Source organism: Ectothiorhodospira marina (assembly GCF_900109495.1).
Lineage (GTDB): Bacteria > Pseudomonadota > Gammaproteobacteria > Ectothiorhodospirales > Ectothiorhodospiraceae > Ectothiorhodospira > Ectothiorhodospira marina.
In genome coordinates this window covers 50,245-74,643 of the sequence record NZ_FOAA01000012.1, presented here as the reverse complement: position 1 = coordinate 74,643, position 24,399 = coordinate 50,245, and the positions used below count along the sequence as shown (strand labels likewise).

General features: G+C 63.9%; 23 protein-coding genes and 1 tRNA gene. 10 read left to right on the top strand and 14 right to left on the bottom strand.

The window, feature by feature from the left end; genetic code table 11:
• Nucleotides 1–89: 89 nt before the first annotated feature.
• From BMY52_RS10875 to BMY52_RS10855, 5 genes are all read right to left on the bottom strand, one after another.
• Nucleotides 90–1,028 (bottom strand): ribose-phosphate diphosphokinase, encoded by a 939-nt coding sequence (locus BMY52_RS10875; protein WP_177169932.1) that lies wholly within the window; start codon nucleotides 1,026–1,028, stop codon nucleotides 90–92.
• 103 nt (nucleotides 1,029–1,131) lie between these two features.
• Nucleotides 1,132–1,206: transfer RNA gene (locus BMY52_RS10870), tRNA-Gln, on the bottom strand.
• Between the two features lie 26 nt (nucleotides 1,207–1,232).
• Entirely contained in the window at nucleotides 1,233–2,087 is an 855-nt protein-coding gene (gene ispE, locus BMY52_RS10865; protein WP_090254299.1) for a 4-(cytidine 5'-diphospho)-2-C-methyl-D-erythritol kinase, read from the bottom strand.
• The gene (lolB, locus tag BMY52_RS10860) at nucleotides 2,084–2,683 is read right to left on the bottom strand and encodes a lipoprotein insertase outer membrane protein LolB (RefSeq protein ID WP_090254297.1); all 600 of its coding nucleotides are present in this window, start codon (nucleotides 2,681–2,683) and stop codon (nucleotides 2,084–2,086) included. Before lolB ends, ispE begins: the two co-directional genes overlap by 4 nt.
• Nucleotides 2,680–4,446 carry a tetratricopeptide repeat protein gene (locus tag BMY52_RS10855; RefSeq protein ID WP_090254296.1) on the bottom strand — a complete coding sequence of 589 codons (1,767 nt, stop codon included), beginning with the start codon at nucleotides 4,444–4,446 and terminating at the stop codon, nucleotides 2,680–2,682. Before BMY52_RS10855 ends, lolB begins: the two co-directional genes overlap by 4 nt.
• Before the next feature lie 353 nt (nucleotides 4,447–4,799).
• Here BMY52_RS10855 and hemA point away from each other — a divergent pair, with 353 nt between their 5' ends.
• The 4 genes from hemA (at nucleotide 4,800) to BMY52_RS10835 (ending at nucleotide 8,557) form a co-directional block, all read left to right on the top strand.
• Complete coding sequence (gene hemA / locus BMY52_RS10850; RefSeq protein ID WP_090254381.1) at nucleotides 4,800–6,083, top strand: glutamyl-tRNA reductase; 1,284 nt, start codon at nucleotides 4,800–4,802, stop codon at nucleotides 6,081–6,083.
• The gene (gene prfA / locus BMY52_RS10845) at nucleotides 6,080–7,162 is read left to right on the top strand and encodes a peptide chain release factor 1 (protein WP_090254294.1); all 1,083 of its coding nucleotides are present in this window, start codon (nucleotides 6,080–6,082) and stop codon (nucleotides 7,160–7,162) included. The genes hemA and prfA overlap by 4 nt, the downstream gene beginning before the upstream one ends.
• A 72-nt stretch (nucleotides 7,163–7,234) precedes the next feature.
• Nucleotides 7,235–8,071 carry a peptide chain release factor N(5)-glutamine methyltransferase gene (gene prmC, locus BMY52_RS10840; protein ID WP_090254292.1) on the top strand — a complete coding sequence of 279 codons (837 nt, stop codon included), beginning with the start codon at nucleotides 7,235–7,237 and terminating at the stop codon, nucleotides 8,069–8,071.
• A 66-nt stretch (nucleotides 8,072–8,137) separates the two neighbouring features.
• Nucleotides 8,138–8,557, top strand: coding sequence for a hypothetical protein (locus tag BMY52_RS10835; RefSeq protein WP_090254291.1), 420 nt, complete (start codon nucleotides 8,138–8,140; stop codon nucleotides 8,555–8,557).
• 427 nt (nucleotides 8,558–8,984) lie between these two features.
• On the opposite strand, the gene lipB is transcribed toward BMY52_RS10835, so the two are convergent.
• The 9 genes from lipB to ppa all read right to left on the bottom strand — a co-directional run bounded on the left by lipB (nucleotide 8,985) and on the right by ppa (nucleotide 17,706).
• Nucleotides 8,985–9,674, bottom strand: a complete 690-nt coding sequence (gene lipB, locus BMY52_RS10825; protein ID WP_090254289.1) for a lipoyl(octanoyl) transferase LipB — start codon at nucleotides 9,672–9,674, stop codon at nucleotides 8,985–8,987.
• Nucleotides 9,671–9,949 carry a YbeD family protein gene (locus BMY52_RS10820; RefSeq protein ID WP_090254287.1) on the bottom strand — a complete coding sequence of 93 codons (279 nt, stop codon included), beginning with the start codon at nucleotides 9,947–9,949 and terminating at the stop codon, nucleotides 9,671–9,673. Before BMY52_RS10820 ends, lipB begins: the two co-directional genes overlap by 4 nt.
• Complete coding sequence (locus BMY52_RS10815) at nucleotides 9,946–10,815, bottom strand: D-amino acid aminotransferase (protein WP_090254286.1); 870 nt, start codon at nucleotides 10,813–10,815, stop codon at nucleotides 9,946–9,948. Before BMY52_RS10815 ends, BMY52_RS10820 begins: the two co-directional genes overlap by 4 nt.
• Nucleotides 10,816–10,836: 21 nt before the next feature.
• Nucleotides 10,837–12,009 carry a D-alanyl-D-alanine carboxypeptidase family protein gene (locus tag BMY52_RS10810; RefSeq protein ID WP_090254283.1) on the bottom strand — a complete coding sequence of 391 codons (1,173 nt, stop codon included), beginning with the start codon at nucleotides 12,007–12,009 and terminating at the stop codon, nucleotides 10,837–10,839.
• Between the two features lie 124 nt (nucleotides 12,010–12,133).
• A complete protein-coding gene (locus BMY52_RS10805; protein ID WP_245740797.1) occupies nucleotides 12,134–13,018 on the bottom strand; it encodes a septal ring lytic transglycosylase RlpA family protein in 885 nt (294 codons plus the stop codon).
• Nucleotides 13,015–14,106 (bottom strand): lytic murein transglycosylase B, encoded by a 1,092-nt coding sequence (gene mltB, locus BMY52_RS10800; RefSeq protein ID WP_090254281.1) that lies wholly within the window; start codon nucleotides 14,104–14,106, stop codon nucleotides 13,015–13,017. Before mltB ends, BMY52_RS10805 begins: the two co-directional genes overlap by 4 nt.
• Entirely contained in the window at nucleotides 14,103–15,221 is a 1,119-nt protein-coding gene (rodA, locus tag BMY52_RS10795; RefSeq protein WP_090254280.1) for a rod shape-determining protein RodA, read from the bottom strand. Before rodA ends, mltB begins: the two co-directional genes overlap by 4 nt.
• A complete protein-coding gene (gene mrdA, locus BMY52_RS10790) occupies nucleotides 15,221–17,068 on the bottom strand; it encodes a penicillin-binding protein 2 (RefSeq protein WP_090254278.1) in 1,848 nt (615 codons plus the stop codon). The genes rodA and mrdA overlap by 1 nt, the downstream gene beginning before the upstream one ends.
• 104 nt (nucleotides 17,069–17,172) lie before the next feature.
• Nucleotides 17,173–17,706: an inorganic diphosphatase gene (gene ppa / locus BMY52_RS10785; protein ID WP_090254276.1), complete on the bottom strand. Its 534-nt coding sequence runs from the start codon at nucleotides 17,704–17,706 to the stop codon at nucleotides 17,173–17,175.
• A 178-nt stretch (nucleotides 17,707–17,884) separates the two neighbouring features.
• Between ppa and BMY52_RS10780 the strand changes: the two genes are divergently transcribed.
• The 6 genes from BMY52_RS10780 to rsmA are packed head-to-tail and all read left to right on the top strand — an operon-like array spanning nucleotide 17,885 to nucleotide 24,358.
• The gene (locus BMY52_RS10780) at nucleotides 17,885–18,547 is read left to right on the top strand and encodes an adenylate kinase (protein ID WP_090254274.1); all 663 of its coding nucleotides are present in this window, start codon (nucleotides 17,885–17,887) and stop codon (nucleotides 18,545–18,547) included.
• Between the two features lie 55 nt (nucleotides 18,548–18,602).
• A complete protein-coding gene (locus BMY52_RS10775) occupies nucleotides 18,603–20,801 on the top strand; it encodes an LPS-assembly protein LptD (RefSeq protein ID WP_245740796.1) in 2,199 nt (732 codons plus the stop codon).
• Nucleotides 20,785–22,152 carry a peptidylprolyl isomerase gene (locus BMY52_RS10770; protein ID WP_090254271.1) on the top strand — a complete coding sequence of 456 codons (1,368 nt, stop codon included), beginning with the start codon at nucleotides 20,785–20,787 and terminating at the stop codon, nucleotides 22,150–22,152. Before BMY52_RS10775 ends, BMY52_RS10770 begins: the two co-directional genes overlap by 17 nt.
• Nucleotides 22,153–22,154: 2 nt before the next feature.
• Nucleotides 22,155–23,168, top strand: a complete 1,014-nt coding sequence (gene pdxA / locus BMY52_RS10765; protein ID WP_090254377.1) for a 4-hydroxythreonine-4-phosphate dehydrogenase PdxA — start codon at nucleotides 22,155–22,157, stop codon at nucleotides 23,166–23,168.
• A 44-nt stretch (nucleotides 23,169–23,212) separates the two neighbouring features.
• On the top strand, nucleotides 23,213–23,542 hold the full coding sequence (locus tag BMY52_RS10760; RefSeq protein WP_090254269.1) for a DUF4156 domain-containing protein: 330 nt from the start codon (nucleotides 23,213–23,215) through the stop codon (nucleotides 23,540–23,542).
• Nucleotides 23,543–23,557: 15 nt separating this feature from the next.
• The gene (rsmA, locus tag BMY52_RS10755) at nucleotides 23,558–24,358 is read left to right on the top strand and encodes a 16S rRNA (adenine(1518)-N(6)/adenine(1519)-N(6))-dimethyltransferase RsmA (RefSeq protein WP_090254267.1); all 801 of its coding nucleotides are present in this window, start codon (nucleotides 23,558–23,560) and stop codon (nucleotides 24,356–24,358) included.
• Nucleotides 24,359–24,399 lie beyond the last annotated feature (41 nt).

Here is a 24,399-nt window from a genome sequence, read left to right as displayed (position 1 = left end):
TCTCCGACTTACAAAAGAAACCCCTCCCGCGACCAGGAGGGGCGATGGGGCCGGGAGGGGGCCTCCCGGCCAAAATGGGTTCCGTACCGTCAGTCGACGAACAGCGAGCTGACCGACTCCTCGCGATTGATGCGGCGGATGGTCTCGGCCAGCATGCCGGCCACGCTGAGTTGCTTGATGCGATCACAGGCCTGGGCCTCGGGACGCAACGGCAGGGTGTCGGTGACCACCAGCTCATCCAGCTCCGAGTTGCTGATGTTCTCGATGGCGGGCCCCGAAAGGACCGGGTGCGTGGCATAGGCCATGACCTTGGCGGCACCGTGCTCCTTCAAGGCCTTGGCGGCCTGACACAGGGTGCCAGCGGTATCCACCAGGTCGTCGATGATGATGCAGGTCTTGTCCTGCACATCGCCGATGATGTGCATCACCTGGGATTCATTGGCCTTGGGCCGGCGCTTGTCGATGATGGCCAGCTCGGCGTCGTCCAGGCGCTTGGCCAGGGCCCGGGCACGCACCACACCGCCCACGTCCGGCGAGACCACCAGCAGGTTCGGGATCTTCTGACGCCAGATATGCCCCAGCAGGATGGGCGAAGCGTAGACGTTGTCCACCGGTACGTTGAAGAAACCCTGCACCTGATCGGCGTGTACATCCACGGTCAGCACCCGGTCGGCACCCACCGCCTCGAGCATGTTGGCCACCACCTTGGCGGAGATGGGCACACGGGCAGAGCGCACGCGGCGATCCTGGCGGGAGTAGCCAAAATAGGGAATCACCGTGGTGATGCGGCCAGCCGAAGCCCGGCGCAAGGCATCCACCATGATGAGCAGTTCCATGAGATTGTCATTGGTGGGGGCGCCAGTGGACTGGATGATGAAGACATCCCGCCCACGGACATTCTCCAACAGTTCCACCTGCACCTCGCCATCGCTGAAGCGACCGACGACCGCCTTGCCCAGAGGCAGATTGAGGTGATTGACAACACTCTGCGCCAGGTTGGGAGTGGCATTCCCGGCGAAGATCATCATTTTGGTTTTTTCGACCACTGTGGATCTAGGGAGCATAATTTTAGGGAACCCTAAAAACACCAAATCCCCTGCACCGAATGGGCGCAGGGGACTCGACGATGGTTGGCTGGGCCGGCAGGATTCGAACCTGCGAATGCCGGGATCAAAACCCGGTGCCTTACCACTTGGCGACGGCCCAAGAAAACTTTCAGCGAGAGTCGGAACTCATGCGCGATCCATGCGGTCCTGCAGTGCGGAGCGATTCTGGCCCTGGGCTACAAATCCCTGCCAAGCCGCTGGCAATCGAACCAGGGCATCCCGGGCGGCATCTTCCCCCGCAAAGGCGGCAAAGACACAACTACCGGTTCCGGTCATGCGCGGCTGAACCCCTTGCCGCTCAAGCCAGACAAGCGCCTCGGCCACTGCCGGATAGTGCTTGCACACAATGGGCTCACACACGTTTCCAGCCCGCCCCGCAGTAAAGTCGGCTATTGTGATGGGTTCGCAGTTTCGTGTCAATCCGGGGTCGCCGAACACAGCCCCGGTGGATACATGCACACCCGGATGGATCACCAGATACCAGGACTCAGGGAGATCAATGGGCTCGAAACACTCCCCCACCCCTTCGGCCCAGGCCGCCCGCCCATGCACAAAGATGGGCACATCAGCCCCCAGGGTCAGCCCCAGTTCGGCCAGATCTTCAAGGCTCAACCCGGTACCCCACAGGTGATTGAGGGCCACCAGCGTGGTCGCGGCATCCGAACTGCCGCCACCCAGCCCCCCGCCCATGGGCAGGACCTTGCGCACACGGATCAGGGCGCCGTCGCCATACCCCGTGGCCTGCTTGAGGCGGCGCGCCGCCCGGACCGTCAGGTCATCCTCGGGCGCCACATCCTCCAGCGCGTGGGCGGGGCGCACCTCATTGCCAGGAAGTGGCTCAAAGTCCAGCACATCACCATGGGAGAGAAACTGAAACACCGTTTGCAGTGCGTGATAACCATCCGGGCGGCGGCCGGTGATGTGCAGGAACAGATTGAGCTTAGCTGGCGCGGGCCAGCCCTTCCAGGCATCCAGATTCATGGGTTCATCTGCCAGTCGTCCATCAGTACGCGGACGCGTATGTCGTCGAATTCCAGGGTCATGCGATCGGGGAGCGGCGGACGGTGCTCATCGCTGTAGCGTTGATAGCGCACGGTCCATCCCGACTGCACCAGTTGCTCGGGCCGACCGGCCGGATCCAGTGCATAGGCCTCAAGCTCCGCCCTGGGCGCCGGGATCCCCAGCACCCAGTAGCGCAGACCCTTCACCGGTAACCGCCAGCCCAGGGTATCGTACACCAGTTGATCGGCATCCCGGGCATGGTGCTCCCGCCCCTCGCCGTCGGTGAGGATCACACCGGAGGCATCCCCACGCAGGCGGGCGGCATGGCGACCAAAGGGTCCGTAGATCTGGATATCGTAGGCCTCGCCTGTCTGCCGCCAGCGCAGATTGGCATTCCAGCGCTCCTCGTCCACGGCCACGGCTACGCGCCCGCCAAGCACCCAGTCGTCCCGCACGGACAAGACTTCCATCCGCTGCTGCCAGGTGCGCTCCGCATCCTCCACCGGGGCGGGCGGACGCACGGCGCAGGCAGCGAGCAGAGCCGCCGCCAGGCACACGATCATGAGTCGCATCATGGGTTCAGTTTTTCCTTGAGCCGGAGCAGACGCTCATGATCGGGATCCCGCTCCAGAGCGGTCTCGAGAATGTCCAGAGCCTCCTCGCGCGCACCTCGATCCCAGAGCACCTGGGCCAGGTTGCTGGCGATCTCGCCATCCTGCGTCTTTTCATAGGCGCGCCGGAGGTGGCTCTCCGCCTCGCCCAGGCGGCCCAGGCGGTACAGCACCCAGCCCATGCTATCGATCACGGCAGCATCCTCGGGGCGCTGTTCCAAGGCCCGACGGATGTAATCAAAGGCCTCGTCAAGGCGATCGGTGCGATCAGCCAGGGTGTACCCCAGGGCATTCAGGGCAGCAAAGTTTTCCGGATCCCGCGCAAGGATGCGACCCAGATCATCCTCCAGTTGAGCGATCCTGCCCAGGCGTTCGGCCATCAGGGCCCGCGCATAGAGCAGCTCCGGGTGGCCAGGATGCGCGGTCAAGGCCTCATCCAGCAGTATCATGCCCGCCCGGTAGTCCCGGGCATCACGCAGCAGCTGGGCCTCTGCAAGATAGGTTTCCACCTGCACATGCGGTTCGTCACTGGCCTCGCGCAGCCGGGCCAGGCCCTCCCGGGCCTGGTTGATCTGGCCCAGCTCCCCTTGCAGGCGGGCAGCCCGGAGCACGGACTCCTGACGATAATCCCCCCGGTCCACCTCCTCATAGAAGTCCACGGCACGCTGCGTGTCACCGGTGAGTTCGGCGATGCGCGCCAAGTAGTAGCGCGCGTCACCCGACCGCTGACCGGTCCTGAGCACCTGCTCCAGATAACCCTCGGCGTCATCGTACCGCTCCATCTCGATATTGATCAGCCCCAGGGTATAGAGCATGTCGGCATCGTCTCCGCGCTCGGACACCACCGCCTCGAACTGGGCCCTGGCATCGGCAAAACGCGCTTCCTGCAACAACAGCCGACCGTAATTGACGCGCAGATCCAGATCATCGGGATAGCGCCGCACCAACTCATCCATGGCCCGCAGGGAGGCGGCCCGGTCGCCGGTGTGCTGAATGGCGCGCGCCCTGAGCACATTGGCCTCACGCAGATCAGGGGCAAGGCGCAGGGCTCGCTCCGTGGCGGTGACCGCCACATGGGGTTGATCCTGCTGGAGCGCCAGCCTGCCCAGCGCCAGGTGCGCCTCGGGATCCTCGGCGCGCCCAGCGACCACCTGCTCCATGGCGTTGACCGCCGCCGCCCCATTCTGGGCGCGGGAAAGGACGTTCACCAGCAACCCCAGGCCATCCCCCTCCACGGCGTCCATACGCTTGAGCACCCATTCCAGGTGGGGTACGGCCGCATCCGGCTGATCGTCATTCACCAGCATGGCGGCGAGTACCTGGCGGGCCTCCAGGTTGTTGTCATCCAACGCCACCCAGCGCTGAGCCGCCGGCAGGACTTTATCCGGGTCACCGGAGAACAGGGCTATCCGGGTGGCCCGCTCGGCCACATCCGGATCATCACTTCGCCCGGCCGCGCGCAAGTAATGATCAAGGGAGACTTGCAGTTCGCCCATATGACCGGCAATCTCCCCCACCAGCAGTTCGTAGATGAGATCCGCCTGACCATTGTCTTCCGGCGCCCCCATCCGCAGATCAGGATCGGGATGGGCATCCGGTTCGTGTCCGCCGCCCTCCTGGGCCAGGCCGGCACAGGCGGTAAGCAGACTGGCCGCGAGAACAGCGCCGGCCAGAACGACGGCGGCGCGAGCGGGGAACGATGCAAAAGACGTGGCGGAAGGCTTCATCAGGGGACGGGAACCCAACTTGTCGAAATGAGCAGGACACCAGACCGGATCGCTTCTTGCAACCCGTCGGCACGAATACCCACAAGGGGGGCGCGCCAAAGGTCCCGGACAGTGTAAACTCAACTGGACAGCGCCCGGGCGCCCACTGTGTCAGATTGAGGAAACAGACTCACGGAATCCGTCGGCTCGTATCCCTTTGGCACCATAATATGCCCGATAAGTTCCCGGGCTCTTGGCCGTCACCCGTAGGATCAAGAGTTTTCCGTGCGGACTCAAAGGGTTAAAACCGGGGTAAACTTGTCATGACTTCAATGCTGGCGCAAAATACGCTATTCACCAGGTCCTCACGTGCGATGCTTTTTACTCTCGGAGTCAATCACAAATCCGCCCCCGTCGGGATTCGCGAACGGGTCGTCTTCTCGCCAGAGCGTATGGAGGAAGCCCTTAACGGGCTGACCCAATCCACGCCGGTGGAAGAGGCGGCCATCCTGTCCACCTGCAATCGCACGGAAATCTATTTCCGCTCCGAGGCCCACCAGCCCGCCGACCGGGTCCTGCACTGGCTGGGAGAATTTCACCGCCTCAAGCCCAGCGAGATCCAGCCCTATATCTACCGCCATCACGATGATGATGCCGTGCGTCACCTGCTGCGCGTGGCCTGCGGCCTGGACTCCCTGGTACTGGGCGAACCCCAGATCCTGGGCCAGCTCAAGGGCGCCTACCAGAACGCCAACACTTCCGGCACCCTGGGTCGCCAGTTGGGCCGGCTGTTCCAGCATGCCTTCTCCGTGGCGAAGAATGTGCGCACCTCCACCGCCATTGGCTCCAGCCCCGTCTCGGTGGCCTTTGCCGCGGTCTCCCTGGCCAAACAGATCTGGGGCGACATGAAGCCCCTCACCGCGCTGATGATCGGTGCTGGCGAAACCGTTGAATTGGCCGCCCGTCACCTGAGCACCAACGAGATCGGGCGCATTATCGTCGCCAACCGTACGGTGGAACGCGCCAAGCCCCTGGCGGATCAGTTCAACGCCGAGGTGATCACCCTGCAGGAGATTCCCAATCGCCTGGCCGAGGCCGACATCCTGATCTCCTCCACCGCCAGCCCGCTGCCCATCCTGGGCAAGGGCGCTGTGGAACGGGCCCTGAAGGTACGCAAGCATCGGCCCATGTTCATGGTGGACATCGCCGTACCCCGGGACATCGAACCGGAAGTGGGCAAACTGGACGATGTGTACCTGTACACGGTGGATGACCTGGAGGAGGTGATCCAGGAGAACCTGCAGTCCCGCCGCGAAGCGGCTCGCCAGGCCGAGGAGATCATCGAATCCCAGGTGGATTCGTTCATGGGCTGGTTGCGGGCCCAGGACGCGGTGAGCACCATCTGCGCCTTCCGCGACAAGGCCCACAGCATGCAGGTGGAGGTGCTGGACAAGTCCCTGCAGATGGTCGCCGCGGGCAAATCCCCGGAGGAGGCCCTGGGCTTTCTCGCCCACACCCTCACCAACAAGTTCCTGCACGAACCCTGCGACAGCATGAACCAGGCGGCCAGGGACGGGAAGCTGGAACTCATCGACGCGGCGCATGCCCTGTTCAAGCTGCCTGAAACCGACACCAGTGGTCACAAGATCAATTCGTGAAAGACTCCATTCGCCGCAAGCTGGAAGACATTGCCGAGCGATTTGAGGAACTGGGCGGCCTGCTCTCCGACCCGGATGTCATCGGCGACCAGGACCGCTTTCGCCAGTACTCAGTCGAATACAGCCAGTTGGAACCGGTGGTGGCGGCCTGGAACGAATACGCTCAGGCAGGCAACGACCTGGAAGCCGCCCGCGAAATGGCCCGTGACCCGGACCCGGAGCTGCGTGCCATGGCCGAGGATGAGGTGGATGCCACCCAGATTCGCCTGGCGGATCTGGAACAGAACCTTCAGCGTCACCTGATCCCCCGCGACCCCCACGACGACAGCAATACCTTCCTGGAGATCCGGGCCGGCACCGGCGGCGACGAGGCCGCCATCTTTGCCGGCGACCTGTTCCGCATGTATTCCCGCTACGCCGAGACCCGCGGCTGGCAGATTGAAATCCTCTCGGAAAATGAGGGCGAGCATGGGGGCTTTCGAGAACTCATTGCCCGGGTGACAGGACGCGGTGTATACGCCCGGCTCAAGTTCGAATCCGGGGCCCATCGGGTGCAGCGGGTGCCCGACACCGAATCCCAGGGCCGCATCCACACCTCGGCGGCCACCGTGGTGATCATGCCCGAACCCGACGAGATGGAGATCCCCGAAATCAATCCCGCCGACCTGCGGGTGGATACCTATCGGGCCAGTGGTGCCGGCGGGCAGCATGTGAACCGGACCGACTCCGCCGTGCGCCTCACCCACCTCCCCACGGGCCTGGTGGTGGAATGTCAGGAAGAGCGCTCACAGCACAAGAACCGGGCCAAGGCCATGAGTTATCTGGCTGCCCGACTTCTGGAAATGGAGGAGACCCGACGCCACTCGGAGCAGTCCGCCACCCGCAAGTCTCTGGTAGGTAGTGGCGACCGCTCCGAGCGCATCCGCACCTATAACTTCCCCCAGGGTCGAGTGACTGATCACCGCATCAACCTCACCCTGTATAAGCTGGAAAATATCATGGCGGGTGATCTGGACCCGGTGATTGACCCCCTGGTCAATGAACATCAGGCCGAACAACTCGCCGCCCTGGCCGACTGAGACAGGCCTCGCTCCTCCCGCGCGAAGCGGCCCGCCCATGCTGTGGACACGCCCCCAGCCACACGACCTCACATGACCTTGACCGTTTCCGATCTCATTGCCGAGGCCTGTCAGGGCCTGCAAGGCCTGGACGCTCCTCGGCTGGAGGCCCAGTTGCTGGTGGCCCAGGCACTGGGTCGGGACCGGGCCTGGCTGTTCGCCCATGGCACGGACACCGTGGGGGACGACCCGGCGCGGCAAGTGCGCCAATGGGTGGCCCGGCGATCGACTGGGGAACCCATGGCCTATTTACTGGGCCGCCGCGAGTTCTGGTCGCTGGACTTGCAGGTGAGCCCCCAGGTACTGATCCCACGCCCGGACACGGAGATCCTGGTAGAGGCGGTCCTCAACCATCTGGCCAGGGACAGCGACGCTGCCATCGTGGACCTGGGTACCGGCTCCGGCGCCATCGCCCTGGCCCTGGCCACCGAGCGCCCGCAGGCACGCATTGCTGCCACTGACCGCTCCACCGTGGCCCTGGCGATAGCCCGCGACAATGCCCGCCACCTGGGCCTGCAGTCGCGGATCCGGTGGCTTGAGGGAAGCTGGTATACCCCACTGGGAGATGCATGCTTTGACATGATCGTCAGCAACCCCCCCTATGTGGCCGAAGCTGACCCGCATCTGGCCCGACTGGATCACGAGCCCCGGGAGGCCCTGGTGTCAGGCGCCGATGGCCTGGATGATCTGCGCCAGATCGTGGCCGATGCGCCGGGGCATCTATTACCTGGTGGCTGGCTGCTGGTCGAGCACGGTTGGGATCAGGGGGGGGCGGTTCAGGCACTGTTCCAGGCAGCGGGCTTTTCCCGGATCGAGACGCTCAAGGATCTGGCCGGGTGTGATCGGGTGACCCAAGGCTGCCTGAACTGACTCCCCTGCAGGAGATCCTGCACTTTTTGTCTTGCATATTCCGGGCAGGCCGCTAGCATTGGCCCCATGGAATCCGCAGACGACACATACATCCGCCACCGGGAACTGGTGTTCCGGGGCCCGCAGAAAGAACAGGACCAACTGGAGGCCGCCTGGCTGATGTTGCGGGACGAGGTCCCCGCCATCCGTGAGGTGCACCGCGATGGCGACAAGAAACTCCAGGTCACCTACGACATCCGCGAGCTCACCTACGCAGAACTGGAGCAGGCCCTGACCGAGGTCGGCTTCCATATGGACAACAGTCTGCTATCGAAGCTGCGTCGAGCCCTGTACAACTATGGTGAGGATACCATCCGCGACAACCTGGGCCTGGTGAAGGACGAGAGCATCAGTGGTGTGGCACAGCGAGTGTTCGCGAATCAGTACCGCCAGCAGTCCCACGGCTGCCGGGATCATCGGCCCCGGCATTGGCGGGAGTATCTGTAGCAGGACGGCTTCGTTACCCCCTCACCCCACCCCCTCTCCCCAAGGGGAGAGGGGCTCTGAAATCGGATTACCCCAAGGGCAGCCGCGAGGAGAGAGGGGCTCTGAAATCGGATTACCCCAAGGGCAGCCGCGAGGAGAGAAGGGCTCTGAAATCGGATTACCCCAAGGGCAGCCGCGAGGAGAGAAGGGCTCTGAAATCGGATTACCCCAAGGGCAGCCGCGAGGAGAGAAGGGCTCTGAAATCGGATTACCCCAAGGGCAGCCGCGAGGAGAGAAGGGCTCTGAAATCGGATTACCCCAAGGGCAGCCGCGAGGAGAGAAGGGCTCTGAAATCGGATTACCCCAAGGGCAGCCGCGAGGAGAGAAGGGCTCTGAAATCGGATTACCCCAAGGGCAGCCGCGAGGGGAGAAGGGCTCTGGAACGGGATTACCCAGATGCTCTCCCTTCTCCCCTCCGGGGAGAAGGGTCGGGGATGAGGGGCGCGGCGGGCACCCACTCAATGCTGCGCCCCAAGGCATCCGCCAGACAGCGCGTCAACCCCTCCGCTGCCTGCCCCCAACTCACATCCACCCCCAACTGCTCCAGCGACGTGGTCGCCAGCCCCTGATAGCCACAGGGGTTGATGCGCGCAAAGGCGCCCAGGTCCGGATTCACATTGAGGGCCAGCCCATGATAGCTGCCGCCACGACGCACCCGCAGCCCCAGGGCGGCGATCTTGGCACCCCCCACATACACCCCAGGGGCGTCCGCACGGGCCTGGGCCGGAATACCCAATCCCGCCAGATAATCGATGACGGTCCGCTCCAGGGCCGTGACCAGGGCACGCACCCCCATACCCTGGCGACGCACATCCAGCAGCAGATAGATCACCACCTGACCCGGACCGTGATAGGTCACCTGCCCACCCCGGTCCACCGGGATCACGGGAATAGGACCAGCATCCAGCACATGCTCGCGCTTGCCGTTCATGCCCAGGGTAAACACCGGCGGATGCTCCACCTGCCAGATCTCGTCCGCCGTGTCGTCGCCACGACCGGCGGTGAAATCCTGCATGGCCCGCCACACCGGCTCGTAGTCGCGCCGGCCCAGCGAATACACGCGAATGGGGGGGGTCACAGGGCCATGGTCACCAGTTCGCAGGCGGACAGTTCCTGGTAGAGCCCATCCATATGTTCACGGCTCCGGGCTTGAACCACCACGGTAATGGCCACATACCGCCCATTGCGTGAAGGCCGGGACGAGAAGGCCTGACTGGAGACCTCGGGTACGTGACGGCGCACGATGGCCTCCACCCGCTCATGGAATTCTGGCACGGAAGCGCCCATCACCTTCACGGGGAATTCACACGGAAAGGCCTTATCCAGCAGCGGGGTCTCGAGGGAATCGCTCATGGGGCCTCCTGACGCAGATGGGCCTTGTAGTCCTGATACAGCGCGTGAACACGCTGCCACACGGGGCCCGGTTGACCGTGCCCCACCCTCCGACCGTCGAGACGGGTGACCGGCAGGATTTCGCGGGTGGAGCTGGTCAGCCAGATCTCCTCGGCTCCCTGGAGGCTGTCCTCGGGGATACGCGTCTCCATGACCGGCAGGCCGTTGGCCTCGGCCAGTTCCACCACCAGATCCCGGGTGATCCCCCCCAGCAGGGAGTGATCCTTGGGCGGCGTGACGATCACCCCATCGGCCACCAGAAACAGGTTGCTGGCGGCACCTTCGGTCGCCAGGCCATTGCGCACCAGGATGGCCTCCGTGGCGCCGCTGTCCACGGCCTCCTGTCGGGCCAACACATTGGCCAGCAGCGTAATGGCCTTGATGTCGCAGCGGGCCCAGCGGTGATCGGGGATGACCACGGCAGCCACGCCCTGGGCCAGCACCTGATCACCGAGCGGTCGAATGGGGTTCACCATGGCCATGACCGTGGGGGTGATGGCTTCCGGAAAGGCATGTTCCCGGGGGGCCACGCCCCGGGTGACCTGCACATAGATGCTGCGATCGCCGCCAGGATTATGGCTCAGCAACTCATCGAAGAGGGCCGTCCAACCCTGCCGGGACAAAGGGTCAGGAATGCGGGTCTCTGCCAGGCTGTGAGCCAGTCGGTCCAGATGTTCTGCCAGACGCAGGGGGCGACCGCCAAACACCGGAATGACCTCGTACACGCCGTCGCCGAACAGAAAGCCCCGGTCCAGCACCGAGACCCGCGCCCCCTCTTCCGGCAAGAACTCGCCATTGAGATAGATGATCTTACTCTCGGACATCATGGCTCCCGTTCACTCGCCCGTTCAATAACGCACCCACAGCCAGGCGCCATCCACCAGCCGGCGGACCAGCCCCCCCTCTTCCACGCCCTCCAGGGCCACCAGCGGACGGTTCGCGACAACCTCGCCCTCCAGCATCAGACTCAACTCACCATGGCTGGCGCCTTGCTGAATGGGGGCTTGCAGCAATGGATCCAATTCCGTCTGGGCCTCCATCTGCTCATAACTGCCCCGGGGGATGCTCACATAGAACGGTTCGGTCAGCCCCAGCGGCACGGACTTGCTCTCCCCCTTCCACACCCGGGCCTCAGTGAGGGGCTCTCCCGCCTCATAGACCCGGTGCGTTTCAAACTGTCGGAAGGCCCAGTTGTAGAGGGCCTGGGACTCATTGGCCCGCATACGCCCTCCCTGTTCGTGGCTGGAGGCCTCAATGCCCATCACCGCCACCACCAGGCGCATCCCATCACGCTTGGCGGAAGACACCAGGTTGTAGCCGGCCGAACGGGTCCAGCCGGTCTTGCCGCCATCCACCGAGTCATCCCGCCACAGAAGCAGGTTGCGGTTGGACTGACTGATGCCGTTATAGGTGAAACTGCGCTCGGCGTAGTAGTCGTAGTACTCGGGGAAATCATTCACCAGGGCCTGCATCAGCCGCGAGATGTCTCTTGCCGAGGTGTACTGATCCGCCTCGGTGGGCAGACCGTGACTGTTCTGAAAGTGGGTATCATGCATGCCCAGCGCCCGTGCCTGGGCGTTCATCAGATCCACAAAGGCCCCCTCGGTACCTGCCACCCGCTCGGCCAGCGCCACACAGGCATCATTGCCCGACTGGATGATCATGCCGCGCAGCAACTCTTCCACCGTGACCCGTGTGCCCACCTCGATGAACATCCGCGAGGCGCCGCTCATCCCCGTGCGCCAGGCCCGTTCACTGACCTCCACCTCCTCGTTCAGGCTGAGCTTGCCCTCCTGCAGTTCGCGAAAGATCGTGTAGGCCGTCATGAGCTTGGTCAGGCTGGCGGGCTCCACACGCTGTTCGCCCTCCCGCTCGGCGAGGATCGCGCCACTTTGGGCATCCATCACCACGTAGTTGCGCGCATTGAGATCCGAGGGGGGCGACACCCTGAGGGTACTCCCCAGAGCCACCCCGGGCAGCAGGGCAAACAACAGCAAAAAGAGGCTTAATCTCTGGATCATGGTTCTTCAAATACCTGAAAGGTTTGATTCGGAACTGGACGGAATGAGGCTATCATACATGTCGACGGTGGCGTTCGGACACACGCCAAGGCCCACCGCGACACTCCACTCCTCGCGGGTTACCTTAATCGGAAACGATGCGAAAATCCGTGATGCCCATCCCCTCCAGGATGCGCCCGACTTCGGCCGCCCGAGCCTCGTCGACTTTGGGCCCGAGGCGCACCCGGTACAAGCGACGATCCTCGACACGACTTTCCGTGACGGCCACAGGCCCCAGGCCTCGGGCCCGCAGACGATCCTGCAGCCGTTCCGCGTTGATGCGACTGGCAAAAGCGCCCACCTGCACAAAGACCTGGCCAACGGATGCCTGAGACGGCAACGATTGCAGCAGGGGGACAGGGGTCGGCCCCCCCTCACCGGTATCGTTGGTTGCCGCGGGGGGGCGTGCCGCCTGCTGCTGCCCACCCGAGACCGGATAGGGCTCCAGGGCCTCCACCTCCACGCGCGCGGTGCCCTGGTTGATCATGTCGATACGATGCGCCGCCGCGTAGGACAGGTCGATGATGCGATCATTCGCAAAGGGTCCGCGGTCATTCACCCGCACCACCACGCTGCGCCCGTTCTCCAGATTGGTGACCCGGGCATAGGTGGGCAACGGCAAGGTCGTGTGGGCCGCGGTCATGGCGTACATGTCGTAGGGCTCACCACTGGAGGTGCGCCGACCGTGAAACTTGGTGCCATACCAGGAAGCGATACCCCGCTCCCGGTAGCCCTCGGCAGAGGCCAGCGTGACATAACGCCGCCCGAACACCTCGTAAGACTCCGGATTACCATAACGGCTGGGGGGCTCAGGCTGTGGCGTGGGCTCCTGAACAGCGGCCAGATCGGGCACCTGACTGGGATGGGGTGCCCGGTCACCGGACACCGGCCCCCGTGGACCGCCACAGGCAGTCAGCACGCCCACCACCAGGACCAGCAGCAGCGCGCGCACCGGCCCGCGAGGGTTCACGTGTCATCCCCTCCGCGCAATTCGGCTTCCCGCGCCTCACGGATCTCACGGGACAACTCGTACACGGCCATGGCGTACAAGGGGCTGCGGTTGTAGCGGGTGATCACATAGAAATTCTCGTACCCCAGCCACACCTGAATGCCATCCTCTGCCTCCAGCTCGATGACCGAGAAACGGGCATCCGGATCCACCGACGAAACCGGACGGACGCCTTTTTCGGCCAGCTCATCAAGCGTGTACCGGGCCCGGTAGGGACGGCTCACCAGTGCCTTGTAGTCATCACTTTCCACCTGAGCACGCACCACCACGGGCGCCCCCATGGACCAACCATGACGCTGGAAGTAGTTGGCCACGCTGCCGATGGCATCGGGCCAGGAATCCAGCAGATCCCGGCGCCCGTCGCCGTCGAAGTCCACGGCGTATTCGCGGTAACTTGAGGAAATGAACTGCCCCCGGCCCATGGCCCCGGCATAGGAGCCGCGGGTCGCACGCAGATCCAGGCCTTCCTCTCTCACAAGACGCAGATAATGAGCCAGTTCGGAGCGGAAGAAATCGGCCCGGGGCGGGTAATCAAACCCCAGGGTCACCAGGGCATCAAAGACCGGGAATCCACCGGCATGGCGGCCGTAGAAGGTCTCCACACCGATGATGGCGACGATGATGTCCGGGTTGACCCGAAAACGCTCCTGGGCCCTTAGCAGGGTGGATTCATGCGCCTCCCAGAAACGCACCCCCGCCTGGATACGCTCGCGGGTGAGAAAAATGGGTCGATAATCCTTCCAGGGCCGGGCCTCCGCCGGGGTGGAGATCAGGTCCAGCACCCGCTGCAGCCCGTCGGCACCCGCGAACAGTGCGCGCAGTTCATCCTCATCAAACCCCTCTTCCACCCGCGCCTCGATGAAGCGCTGTACCTCGTCTCGTTCCAGATAGGCGGGATCACCCGCCTTGAAGCGCGGTGAGGCCTCGCTCACGCCGGAAATGAAGGCGAACAGGAAACACAACCCCATGATCAGGGTCATCACCCGCAGGGCCGGGCTTGAGAGGGAACCGCGCATCAGGGTCACCAAGGGGGGTAGGGGGAAACTCATCGGGCCAGCAGTCTGCGATGGGAATGGATGGACATGAGAATACCGAATGCCGCCATCAGGGTCACGAGGGATGTCCCGCCATAACTGAACAGGGGCAACGGCACCCCCACCACCGGCAGCAGCCCGATCACCATGCCGGTGTTCACGAACACATAAATGAAGAAGGTCACGCTCAAACTGCCAGCCAGCAGACGCGCATAGGTATCCTGGGCCCGCACGGCGATGATCAACCCGCGGAAGATCACGAAAAGATACAGGGCCAGGAGCACCAGCACCCCCAGCAGACCGAATTCCTCAGCATAAACAGCAAAGATGAAATCAGTGGAACGCTCAGGCAGAAACTCCAACTGGGACTGGGTACCATTCAGCCAGCCCTTGCCGTAGACCCCGCCTGAGCCGATGGCAATCTTGGACTGGATGATGTGATAGCCCGCCCCCAGCGGATCACTCTCCGGATTGAGCAGAGTGAGTACCCGTCGACGCTGGTAGTCCTGCATGAAGTGCCACAGCAGGGGCGCCGCTGCCACGGCCAGCGCCCCCAACCCCAGGAGCACCCGCCAGCGGATGCCCGCCAGGAAGATCACCAGCAGGCCCGCCCCGCTCACCAGCAGGGCCGTGCCCAGATCCGGCTGCTGGGCAATCAACCCCGCCGGGACGGCCACCACCACCCCCGCCACGACCAGCTCCCGCAGGCGCGGCGGCAGGGGGCGATCGGCGAAATACCAGGCCACCATCATGGGAACGGCCAGCTTCATGAATTCCGAGGGCTGAAACCGGATCAGGCCCAGATCCAGCCAGCGTTGGGCCCCCTTGCCCATTTCCCCGAAAAACATCACCAGGACCAGCAGCAACACGCCCATCAGATACACCCAGGGCGACCACTGACGCAGGTGATGATGGGGGATCTGCGCCAGTAGCATGAGCACACCAAAGGCCAGGGCCACCCGGACACCCTGGCGTTGCAACATATCCAGGTTCTCGCCGCTGGCGCTGTAGAGCACCACGAAACCCAGGGCCAGCAAGAGGGAGATCCCCCCCAACAACGGCAGGTCCAGGTGCAGGGCGCGCAGGATCTGACGCCCGGGACTGACCTCGGCGGCAGCGGTGTGAAACATCAGGATTCCATCTCCAGAAGGTAGTAGTCCATGACCTTGCGGGCCATGGGGGCCGCCACCCGGCCACCACTGCCACCGTGCTCAACGATCACCGCCACAGCAATCCGGGGGTCGTCGGCAGGGGCATAACCGATGAACAACGCATGGTCATGGAGATGCATCGCCAACTCATCCTCATCATATTCCTCTTCCTCCCCCAGACCGAAGACCTGTGAGGTGCCGGTCTTGCCGGCAATACGATAGGCCGCATCCTGGCCGGCCGAGGAATGAGCCGTGCCCCGGGCCCGGTGCAGCACATGCTCCATGGGCTCGCGTACCTGATCCCAGTATTCCGGGCGACTGACCTGCACCGGGGCCAGCGGCTCGGACTCGTCCAGCGCCAGTTCTCCCCCGTCGCCCTGGATGTGCCCCCGCAGCAGGTGCGGGCGCACCCGTTCCCCGCGCATCGCCAGCGTGCTGGTCAAAGAGGTCAGTTGCAGGGGTGTGGTGAGCATATACCCCTGGCCAATGGCGGTGATGAGTGTCTCGCCGGGATACCAGGGCTGGTTGTACGTGGCCCGTTTCCATTCGCGGCTGGGCAGCAGGCCCTGGCGCTCGCCCGTGCTGTCGATGCCAGTACGCTCACCGAGACCAAAGCGCCCCAGAAACGACGACATGCGATCAATCCCCAGTTTGTGGCCCAGATCATAGAAATACACATCGGACGATTGGGCAATGGCCCGATCCAGATTCACCGTCCCGTGATAGCGCCAGTCACGGTAACGCCGGGTATCATTGGGCAGGGTGTAATAGCCCGGGGAGTACATGGTGCGCTCGGCCGTGGTCACCCCATGCTCCAGACCCGCCAGTCCCACCACGGGTTTGAGGGTGGACCCGGGGGGATACTGTCCGGACAACGCCCGGTTGAACAGGGGTTGACGCCGATGGGTACGCAGTTCCTGAAACACGGACCGCGAGATGCCATGGACAAAGAGATTGGGATCGAAGCTCGGCATACTGACCATGGCCAGCACCTCGCCATTGCGCGGATCCATGGCCACGATAGCGCCGGCGTACCCGTCCAGGATCTCTTCCGCCGCCCGCTGCAGGCGCACATCCAGGCTCAGCACCAGATCCCGTCCCGGCGTGGCCGGCTCCCGCTCCAATACCCGCAGCGTGCGCCCCTGGGCATTCACCTCCACCTTCTGGAAGCCCACGTGTCCGTGGAGCTGGCTCTCGTAAAAGCGTTCAATCCCCAGCTTGCCGATATGCGTGGTGCCGGCATAACGTTGGGTATCGATGCGGGCCAGCTCCCGCTCGTCGATGCGCCCCACATACCCCAGTACATGGGCCAGCGAAGCGCCTTGAGGATAATGCCGGGCCACCCGCGCCTCCACATCCACCCCAGGGAAGCGGTGCCGGTTGACCGCAAAGTTGGCCAACTCTTCGTCCGTGAGATTGAGCTTCAGTGGAACAGCCTGGAAGGGACGCTTGCCCTTCAGCATACGGCGAAATCGCTCGATGCGCGCCTCTTCCAGATGCACGATCCGGGCGAGTTGCTCCAGGGTGGCATCCATGTCCGTCACCTGCTCCGGAGTGACCTCCAGCTGATAGGCCGGACGGTTCTCCGCCAGCACCACCCCATTGCGATCGAAGATCAGCCCTCGGGGCGGCGGCAGCGCCTCCAGGCGCACGCGATTGTTCTGGGACAGCGTGGAAAAATGAGAATAACTGGCCACCTGCAAGTGACCCAGACGCGCACTGACAATCCCGAACAGCAAGGTGACCATCACCATCAGGATCACCACTCGGGCAAGGAACAGCCTCTTTTCCTGGTAGTGATTCTTGAGGGGTTGGCGCACCGGCATGGGCTTGCGGATTCCGGGGATACGTGCGGGATTACACAATACTCACGACCCACGCGGGGCGCGCAATCCCTCGCGGGATGCTGCACCCCACGGAACCGTTCAGGTCAGCCCTTCTGCTGGAAGCGCTTGACGGAGGACTCGATCTCCGCACGGGCGGCGTCCACGCCTTCCCAGCCTTCCACCTTGACCCATTTATTGGGCTCCAGTTCCTTGTAATGCTCGAAGAAATGCTTGATCTGGTCCAGCAGCAACGGCGAAACATCATCAGGCCCCTGGATACGATCGTACTCGGGATAGAGCTTGGACACGGGCACGGCCAGCAGCTTGGCGTCTTCACCCGCCTCATCGGTCATCCTGAGCATGCCCACGGGGCGAGAACGGATCACACTGCCGCTGAGCAGCGGATGCGGGGTCATGACCAGCACATCCACCGGATCCCCGTCATCGGAGAGGGTGTGGGGGATAAAGCCGTAGTTGCAAGGGTAGAACATGGGCGTGGCCATGAAGCGGTCCACCAGCAGCGCGCCGCTGTCCTTGTCCACTTCATATTTCACCGGCGAGGCCTGGGCCGGGATCTCGATGATCACGTTCACATCATTGGGCAGGTCCTTGCCGGCAGGAATATTGTCTATATTCATGTTGCTTTACTCCAGATGGGTTGAAAACGGACGCGGCATTATAACGGTATGACGCGCTGCGAAAAGCATGAATCCAGTGGGGGGTGGTTGCACCCCAATGGCTGGAGCAGGTATAAGTCTCGGCCTATTGTCTTGAATAAATCGCTTAAAACAAGCTCTAAGCTAAAGGGGAAATACCATGCGTATCGTCCTGTTGGGCGCTCCCGGTTCCGGCAAGGGAACCCAGTCCAAACTGATCATGGAGCGTTACAAGGTTCCGCAGATCTCCACCGGTGACCTGTTGCGCGCCGCGGTGTCCGCGGGCACCCCCCTGGGTCAGAAGGCCAAGGCCGCCATGGACGCCGGCGAACTGGTCACCGACGACGTGGTGCTGGGCATGATCCGCGAGCGTCTGGCCATGCCGGACACCCAGCGTGGCTACATCCTGGACGGCTTCCCCCGCAACCTCAACCAGGCCGGCAGCCTGGATGAAATGCTCACCGATCTGGGTCAGCCCCTGGATGCTGCCGTGCTCATTCATGTGGACTTCGAGAGCCTGATGCAGCGGCTTACCGGTCGTCTCACCTGCGCTTCCTGTGGCGCGGTGTTCAACAGCTACACGCATCCGCCCCGCCAGGAGGGCGTCTGTGATCTGTGCGGTGGTGAACTCAAGCACCGCTCCGATGACAACGAAGAGACCATCGGCAGCCGCCTGAAAGTCTACCAGGCTCAGACCGAGCCCCTGGTGGAATACTACCGGGACAAGGACCTGCTGCACACCGTCAAGGGGGAAGGTGAAATCGAGGACATCTTCAAGGAGGTTTCCAAGGTGCTTGAGTCTGTGGGCGGCCCGAAGGCCTGAAGGCCCTGACATGCCCCCCGCCGGTGCTGAGGGAACAGCACCGGAACCACCCCCGTTGATCGGACTCGCCACCGTGTACCGACACGCGCCCTCGCTGATATTGTGCATTCATGTTGCCATCACGCCAGCCCTGGCGGATGAATGGGCCCTGTGCGATTACCACCCGCCCGCCCCGGACACCACCTACCCCGATGATGGACAACTGCGTTTCCGGGCAGACAAGGCCGTTCTGGACCGTGAGGGGGTCTCGCGCCTGGAAGGAAATGTCGAGGTATTCCAGAGTACGCGCACCCTTACCGCCAACCGCTTCGAGTACGAGAAGGCCCGGGATTATCTGGAGGCCACAGGCAACGTCACTTTCGAGGACAGGGCGGGGCTCAGCTTCGACAGCAGCGCCGGCCATCTGTACCTGGATTCCGAAAAGGGCCGATTCGAAGAGGTGGAATACTTCTTTCAGCCCCGGCACGCCCGGGGGAAGGCACGCACCATCGAACCCCGCGGTGCCGAGCGCTTTCGCCTCAACCATGCCAGCTACACCACCTGCGATCCGGGTCGCCAGGACTGGCAACTCACCGCCAGCCGGGTGGACCTGAACCAGGACACCGGCCGAGGCACCGCCCGCAACGTGCTCTTGCGCTTTCACCGGGTTCCCTTGCTATACACCCCCTGGATCAACTTCCCCATCGACGACCGGCGCCAGTCAGGGCTGCTGCTGCCCAGCATCGGCAATGCCGACTCCACCGGACTGGATGTGGAGATTCCCTATTACTTCAACCTGGCCCCCCACCGGGACGCCATCCTGGCCCCTCGTTACCTGGGTCGTCGGGGCACCATGCTGGGCGCCCAGTACCGGCATCTTTCCCAGAGTTCCGCAGGGGAATTTGATCTGGAATACCTCCCGGACGACAGTGTGTACGGGAACGACCGCAGTCTGTTCATATGGGATCAGCAATGGCGTCCCACCTCGCGGCTGCGCCTGCATACCGAAGGCTCGGACGTGTCCGATGCCGACTACCTGTCAGACTTCGGAAACTCCCTCAGCGACACCAGCACCACCCACCTGGAGCGACGCGCCGACCTGAGCTACCACGCCAGTCACTGGAATTTACTGGCCCGCCTGGAGGACTACCAGACCGTGGACGACAGCATCGTCGACCCGAACCAGCCGTACAAGCGCCTGCCGCAGTTCCTTTACCACGGCAGCTGGCCACAATCCGCCTACGGCATCGACCTGGGCATGCGTGCCGAATGGGTCAGCTTTGACCGCCGCGACAGCATTACCGGGCAACGCACTGATATCATGCCCGAGGCCAGCCTGCCCCTGCGGGGCGCAGCCTGGTTCCTGACTCCCCGGGTACGGTATCGTTTCACGCACTATGATCTGGAAGGACAACCGGCAGGGACCGACCCTTCGCTGCAGAGAAACCTGCCGGTCACCAGTGTGGACGCGGGACTGTTCTTCGATCGTCCACTGGGCGAAGACCGCTTCCAGACGCTGGAGCCACGACTGTTCTACCGCTACACCCCCTACCGGGATCAGGACGACCTCCCCCGGTTCGACACCTCGGAATACGGTTTCAACTTCGACCAGCTATTCCGGGACCAGAGCTTCAGCGGCCCGGACCGGGTCGCTGATGCGAACCAGCTGACCACGGCCTTGACCAGCCGGGTGGTGGACGCGGGCACGGGGATCGAACGCTTCCGGGTGAGCCTTGGACAGGTTCATTATTTCGAGGACCGCCGCGTGCGGTCAGAACCCGGGGACCCGCCCCTCACCGACAACAGTTCCTCCATCGTGGCAGAGGCCGCCTGGCGACCTGACGCCAACTGGAGCGTACGGGGCACGACTCAATGGGATCCACACCGGGAACAGACCGAGCGCCGCACCGCGCATCTGCAATACCGGGAGGATGGCAACCGCGTGGTCAATCTGGGCTACCGGTTTCAGGAAGACCGCCTGGACCAGACCGACCTCTCCTTTGCCTGGCCCCTGTCCAGGCGGTGGGACGCCGTGGGACGATGGGCTTACAGTCTGGAGGATGAGCGGGACCTGGAGATCCTGGCAGGCCTGGAGTACAACACCTGCTGCTGGGGTGCCCGAGTGGTGTTTCGCCGCTATCTCACCGACGGCCTCCAGGACGAATATAATGAAGGCATTCACTTTCAACTGATCCTCAAGGGTCTGGGCAGTCTGGGCACCGGACTGGGAGACCTCCTGAGTGAAGGCATACTGGGTTATGAAGACGATTATTAGCATCCTGCTCGCATGGCTCGTCGCCTCCGGGAGCGTGGCCCTGGCCCAGGAAGGCAACAACCACCCGGGGGTGGTGCCGCTGGATGAGGGCGGCCGCCTCCTGGATCGTATCGTTGCCGTGGCAGAGGAAGATGTGATCATGCAAAGCGAACTGCGTGAGCGCATCCAGACCATCCAGCGCCAGTTGGCCGCCCGGGATGGTCAAACACCGCCGGTGGACGCCCTGGTGCGCCCGGTACTGGATCGCCTGGTGCTGGAGCGCCTGCAACTACAGGAGGCCCGCCGCATCGGCATCCGCATCGACGACATCAGCCTGAATAACGCCATCGAGAATATTGCCCGGGAAAACGGCATGAGCCTGGCCCAGTTCCGCGACCGCCTGGTGGCCGATGGGATCGATTTTCGCGCCTTCCGGGAACAGATCCGGGACGAGATGGCCATTGCCCAGTTACATCGCCGCCAGGTGGACAGCCGTATTCAGGTGAGTGAGCAGGAGATCGATGACCTGATCGCCAGCGAGAGCGGGGCCATCGACCGGGACGTGGAATACCGCCTGCTGCATCTGCTGGTTTCCCTTCCCGAGGGGGCCACCCCCGAACAGATCAGCGAAACCCGGGAACGGGCCGAGCGCATTCGCGAGGAGGCTGCCGAAGGGGCCGACTTCACTGAACTGGCCCTGCGCGAATCAGAGGGACAACAGGCCCTGGAAGGCGGCGACCTGGGGTGGCGCAATGCCAGCCAGGTGCCTACCCTGTTTTCCCGGCACGTGGTGCTCATGCGGGAGGGGGATGTGAGCGAAGTGATCCGATCCCCGTCGGGCTTCCATATTGTCAAGCTTGCGGATCGACGTGCCGGCAGCCGCAGCCAGGTCCAGCAAACCCGGGTGCGCCATATCCTGATCAGCCCCAGCGAGGTGGTCAGTGACCGGGAAGCCCGTGACCGTATTCGCTCCCTGCGCAACCGCATTCGGGATGGAGCCGATTTTGCGGAACTGGCTCAGGCCCACTCGGACGATCGCGGCAGCGCCCTGCGTGGCGGTGATCTGGGCTGGACTGACCCCGGCGACATGGTGCCCCAGTTCGAGCAGGTGATGAACCGTACCGAACCGGGCACACTGAGCGAGCCCTTCCGCACCCAGTTCGGCTGGCATATCCTCAAGGTGGAGGACCGCCGCAGCCACGACAGCTCCAGGGAACTCATGCGTTCCCAGGCCCGGGAGATCATCCGCAACCGCAAGCGAGATGATGAGCTGGAAATCTGGCTACGTCGTCTGCGGGACGAGTCCTACGTGGAGTTGCGCCTGGAGGATGTGGCAACGCGGGATGCCGGCGCGAACCAGCGGAGCCGCTGATGATGTCGCCCCGGCCCATTCCCCGTATCGCCATCACACCCGGCGAACCTGCCGGTATCGGTCCCGACCTTGTGGCCATGCTCAGCCGGGAACCCTGTGCTGCCCAGCGGGTAGTGGTGGGCGACCCTCAGGTACTGCTGGAGCGGGCCGAGCAACTGGGCATCCATCTCACGCTCATCCCTCTGGATCCGGACCAGCCCCCTCAGGCCGATGCGGCGGGCCAGCTACACCTGTGGACAGGCTGCACCGTGGCGGAACCGGTCATCCCCGGTCAACTCAACCCGGCCAATGCCCGGTACGTGCTGGACACCCTCACCCAGGCCGCGGATGGCTGCCTCCGGGGGGTGTTTGCAGGGCTGGTCACCGGCCCGGTTCACAAGGGGGTCATCAATGAGGCAGGCATTCCCTTTACCGGACACACCGAGTTCCTGGCCGAACACTGCCAGGCGCCCATGCCGGTGATGATGCTCACCGCCGGGACACTGCGAGTGGCCCTGGTGACCACCCACCTGCCCCTGCGCCAGGTCGCCCAGGCCATCACCACCGAACGCCTGGAAACCGTGCTGCGCGTGCTGCACGCGGATCTCGAGAGCCAGTTCGGGATCGGGAGCCCTCGCATCCTGGTCTGCGGCCTCAACCCCCATGCTGGCGAGGGCGGTCACCTGGGCGACGAGGAGATCCACGTGATCACGCCGGTACTGGAGCGCCTGCGTGGCGAAGGCATGGACCTGACCGGGCCCTTGCCAGCCGACACCCTGTTCACTGAACGACACCTGCGTCATGCCGACGCGGTGCTGGCCATGTATCATGACCAGGGCCTGCCGGTCCTCAAGCATGCCGGTTTCGGCAGTGCCGTGAACGTCACCCTGGGCCTGCCCATCATCCGCACCTCCGTGGATCATGGCACGGCCCTGGATCTGGCCGGCACCTGCCGGGCCGAAGCAGGCAGCCTGCAGGCAGCCCTGGCCACCGCCATCCACATGGCCCAGGCCCGTAACGGCATCGCACCGGCATGATGGATCAATCGTCTTCCTCCATGGCACATGCACAGGAGCCTGTCATGAACCGCGCCCCGCATCTTATTGTCCTTACCCTGACCGTTGCCGCCCTGCTGTCCGCCGGCTGCACCTTCGTCAAGCTCTCCCCCGAGGCCGAAGCCACACGCGTTGTTCCCACCGACCGCGTAGCCGACTGCGAACGCCTGGGCAGTACCACCGCATCCATGGCCGAGCGCATCGGTTTCATCAAGCGCCCGCCCGAGCGCATCGAGCAGGAGCTGGAACACGCCGCCCGCAATGCCGCTGCCGACATGGGGGGTGATACGGTTGTGCCACGCGGTGAAATCACCGACGGCAAACGCACCTATGACGTCTACCGCTGCCTGCGCTGATCGGATACCCCCCCCTTGAACCATGCTCCCCGCAAGCGCTTTGGTCAGCATTTCCTGCATGACCCAGGCATCATCCGGCGCATTGTTGGCGCCATCGCGCCGCACCCTGACGACACCCTGGTGGAGATCGGCCCCGGCCTGGGCGCCATCACCGGCCCTCTGCTGGAGCGCCTCCACCACCTGCATGTGGTGGAGCTGGACCGGGATCTGATCCCGCACCTGCATGGCCTGGGCCCACCCGGCACCATCACCGTGCATGCGGCGGATGCCCTGCGCTTTGACCTGGCCAGCATCCCCGGACCACGCCCCCTGCGGGTGGTGGGCAACCTGCCCTACAACATCTCCACACCACTGATCTTTCATCTACTGGCCCAGGCTGCGCAGATTCGCGATATGCATTTCCTGCTGCAAAAGGAAGTGGTGGACCGTCTGACCGCCGGCCCCGGCACTGCCGCTTATGGGCGCCTGGGCATCATGGTGCAGTACCGCTGCCGTGCCGAGCCCCTGTTCCCCGTGGGCCCGGGCGCCTTTCGGCCGCCGCCCCGGGTGGACTCCGCCGTGGTGCGCCTGACCCCCTACGAGACCCTGCCGTATCCAGCTCGGGACGAGCCCCTGCTGGCGCGCCTGGTGCAACAGGCCTTCACCCGGCGCCGCAAGACCCTGCGCAATGCCCTGCAGGGCCTGGCACTGCCGGAGCAGATCGAGGCAGCCGGCATTGACCCGACACACAGGCCCGAGACCTTGTCGGTGGAGGCCTTCGTGCGCATTGCGGATATCGTCTCCGATACCGCCCCGGCCAGCCCTCCCGGCCATTGACGCCCGCGCCGGTTATCGCGTTCCATCCTTCCCGCACGGGC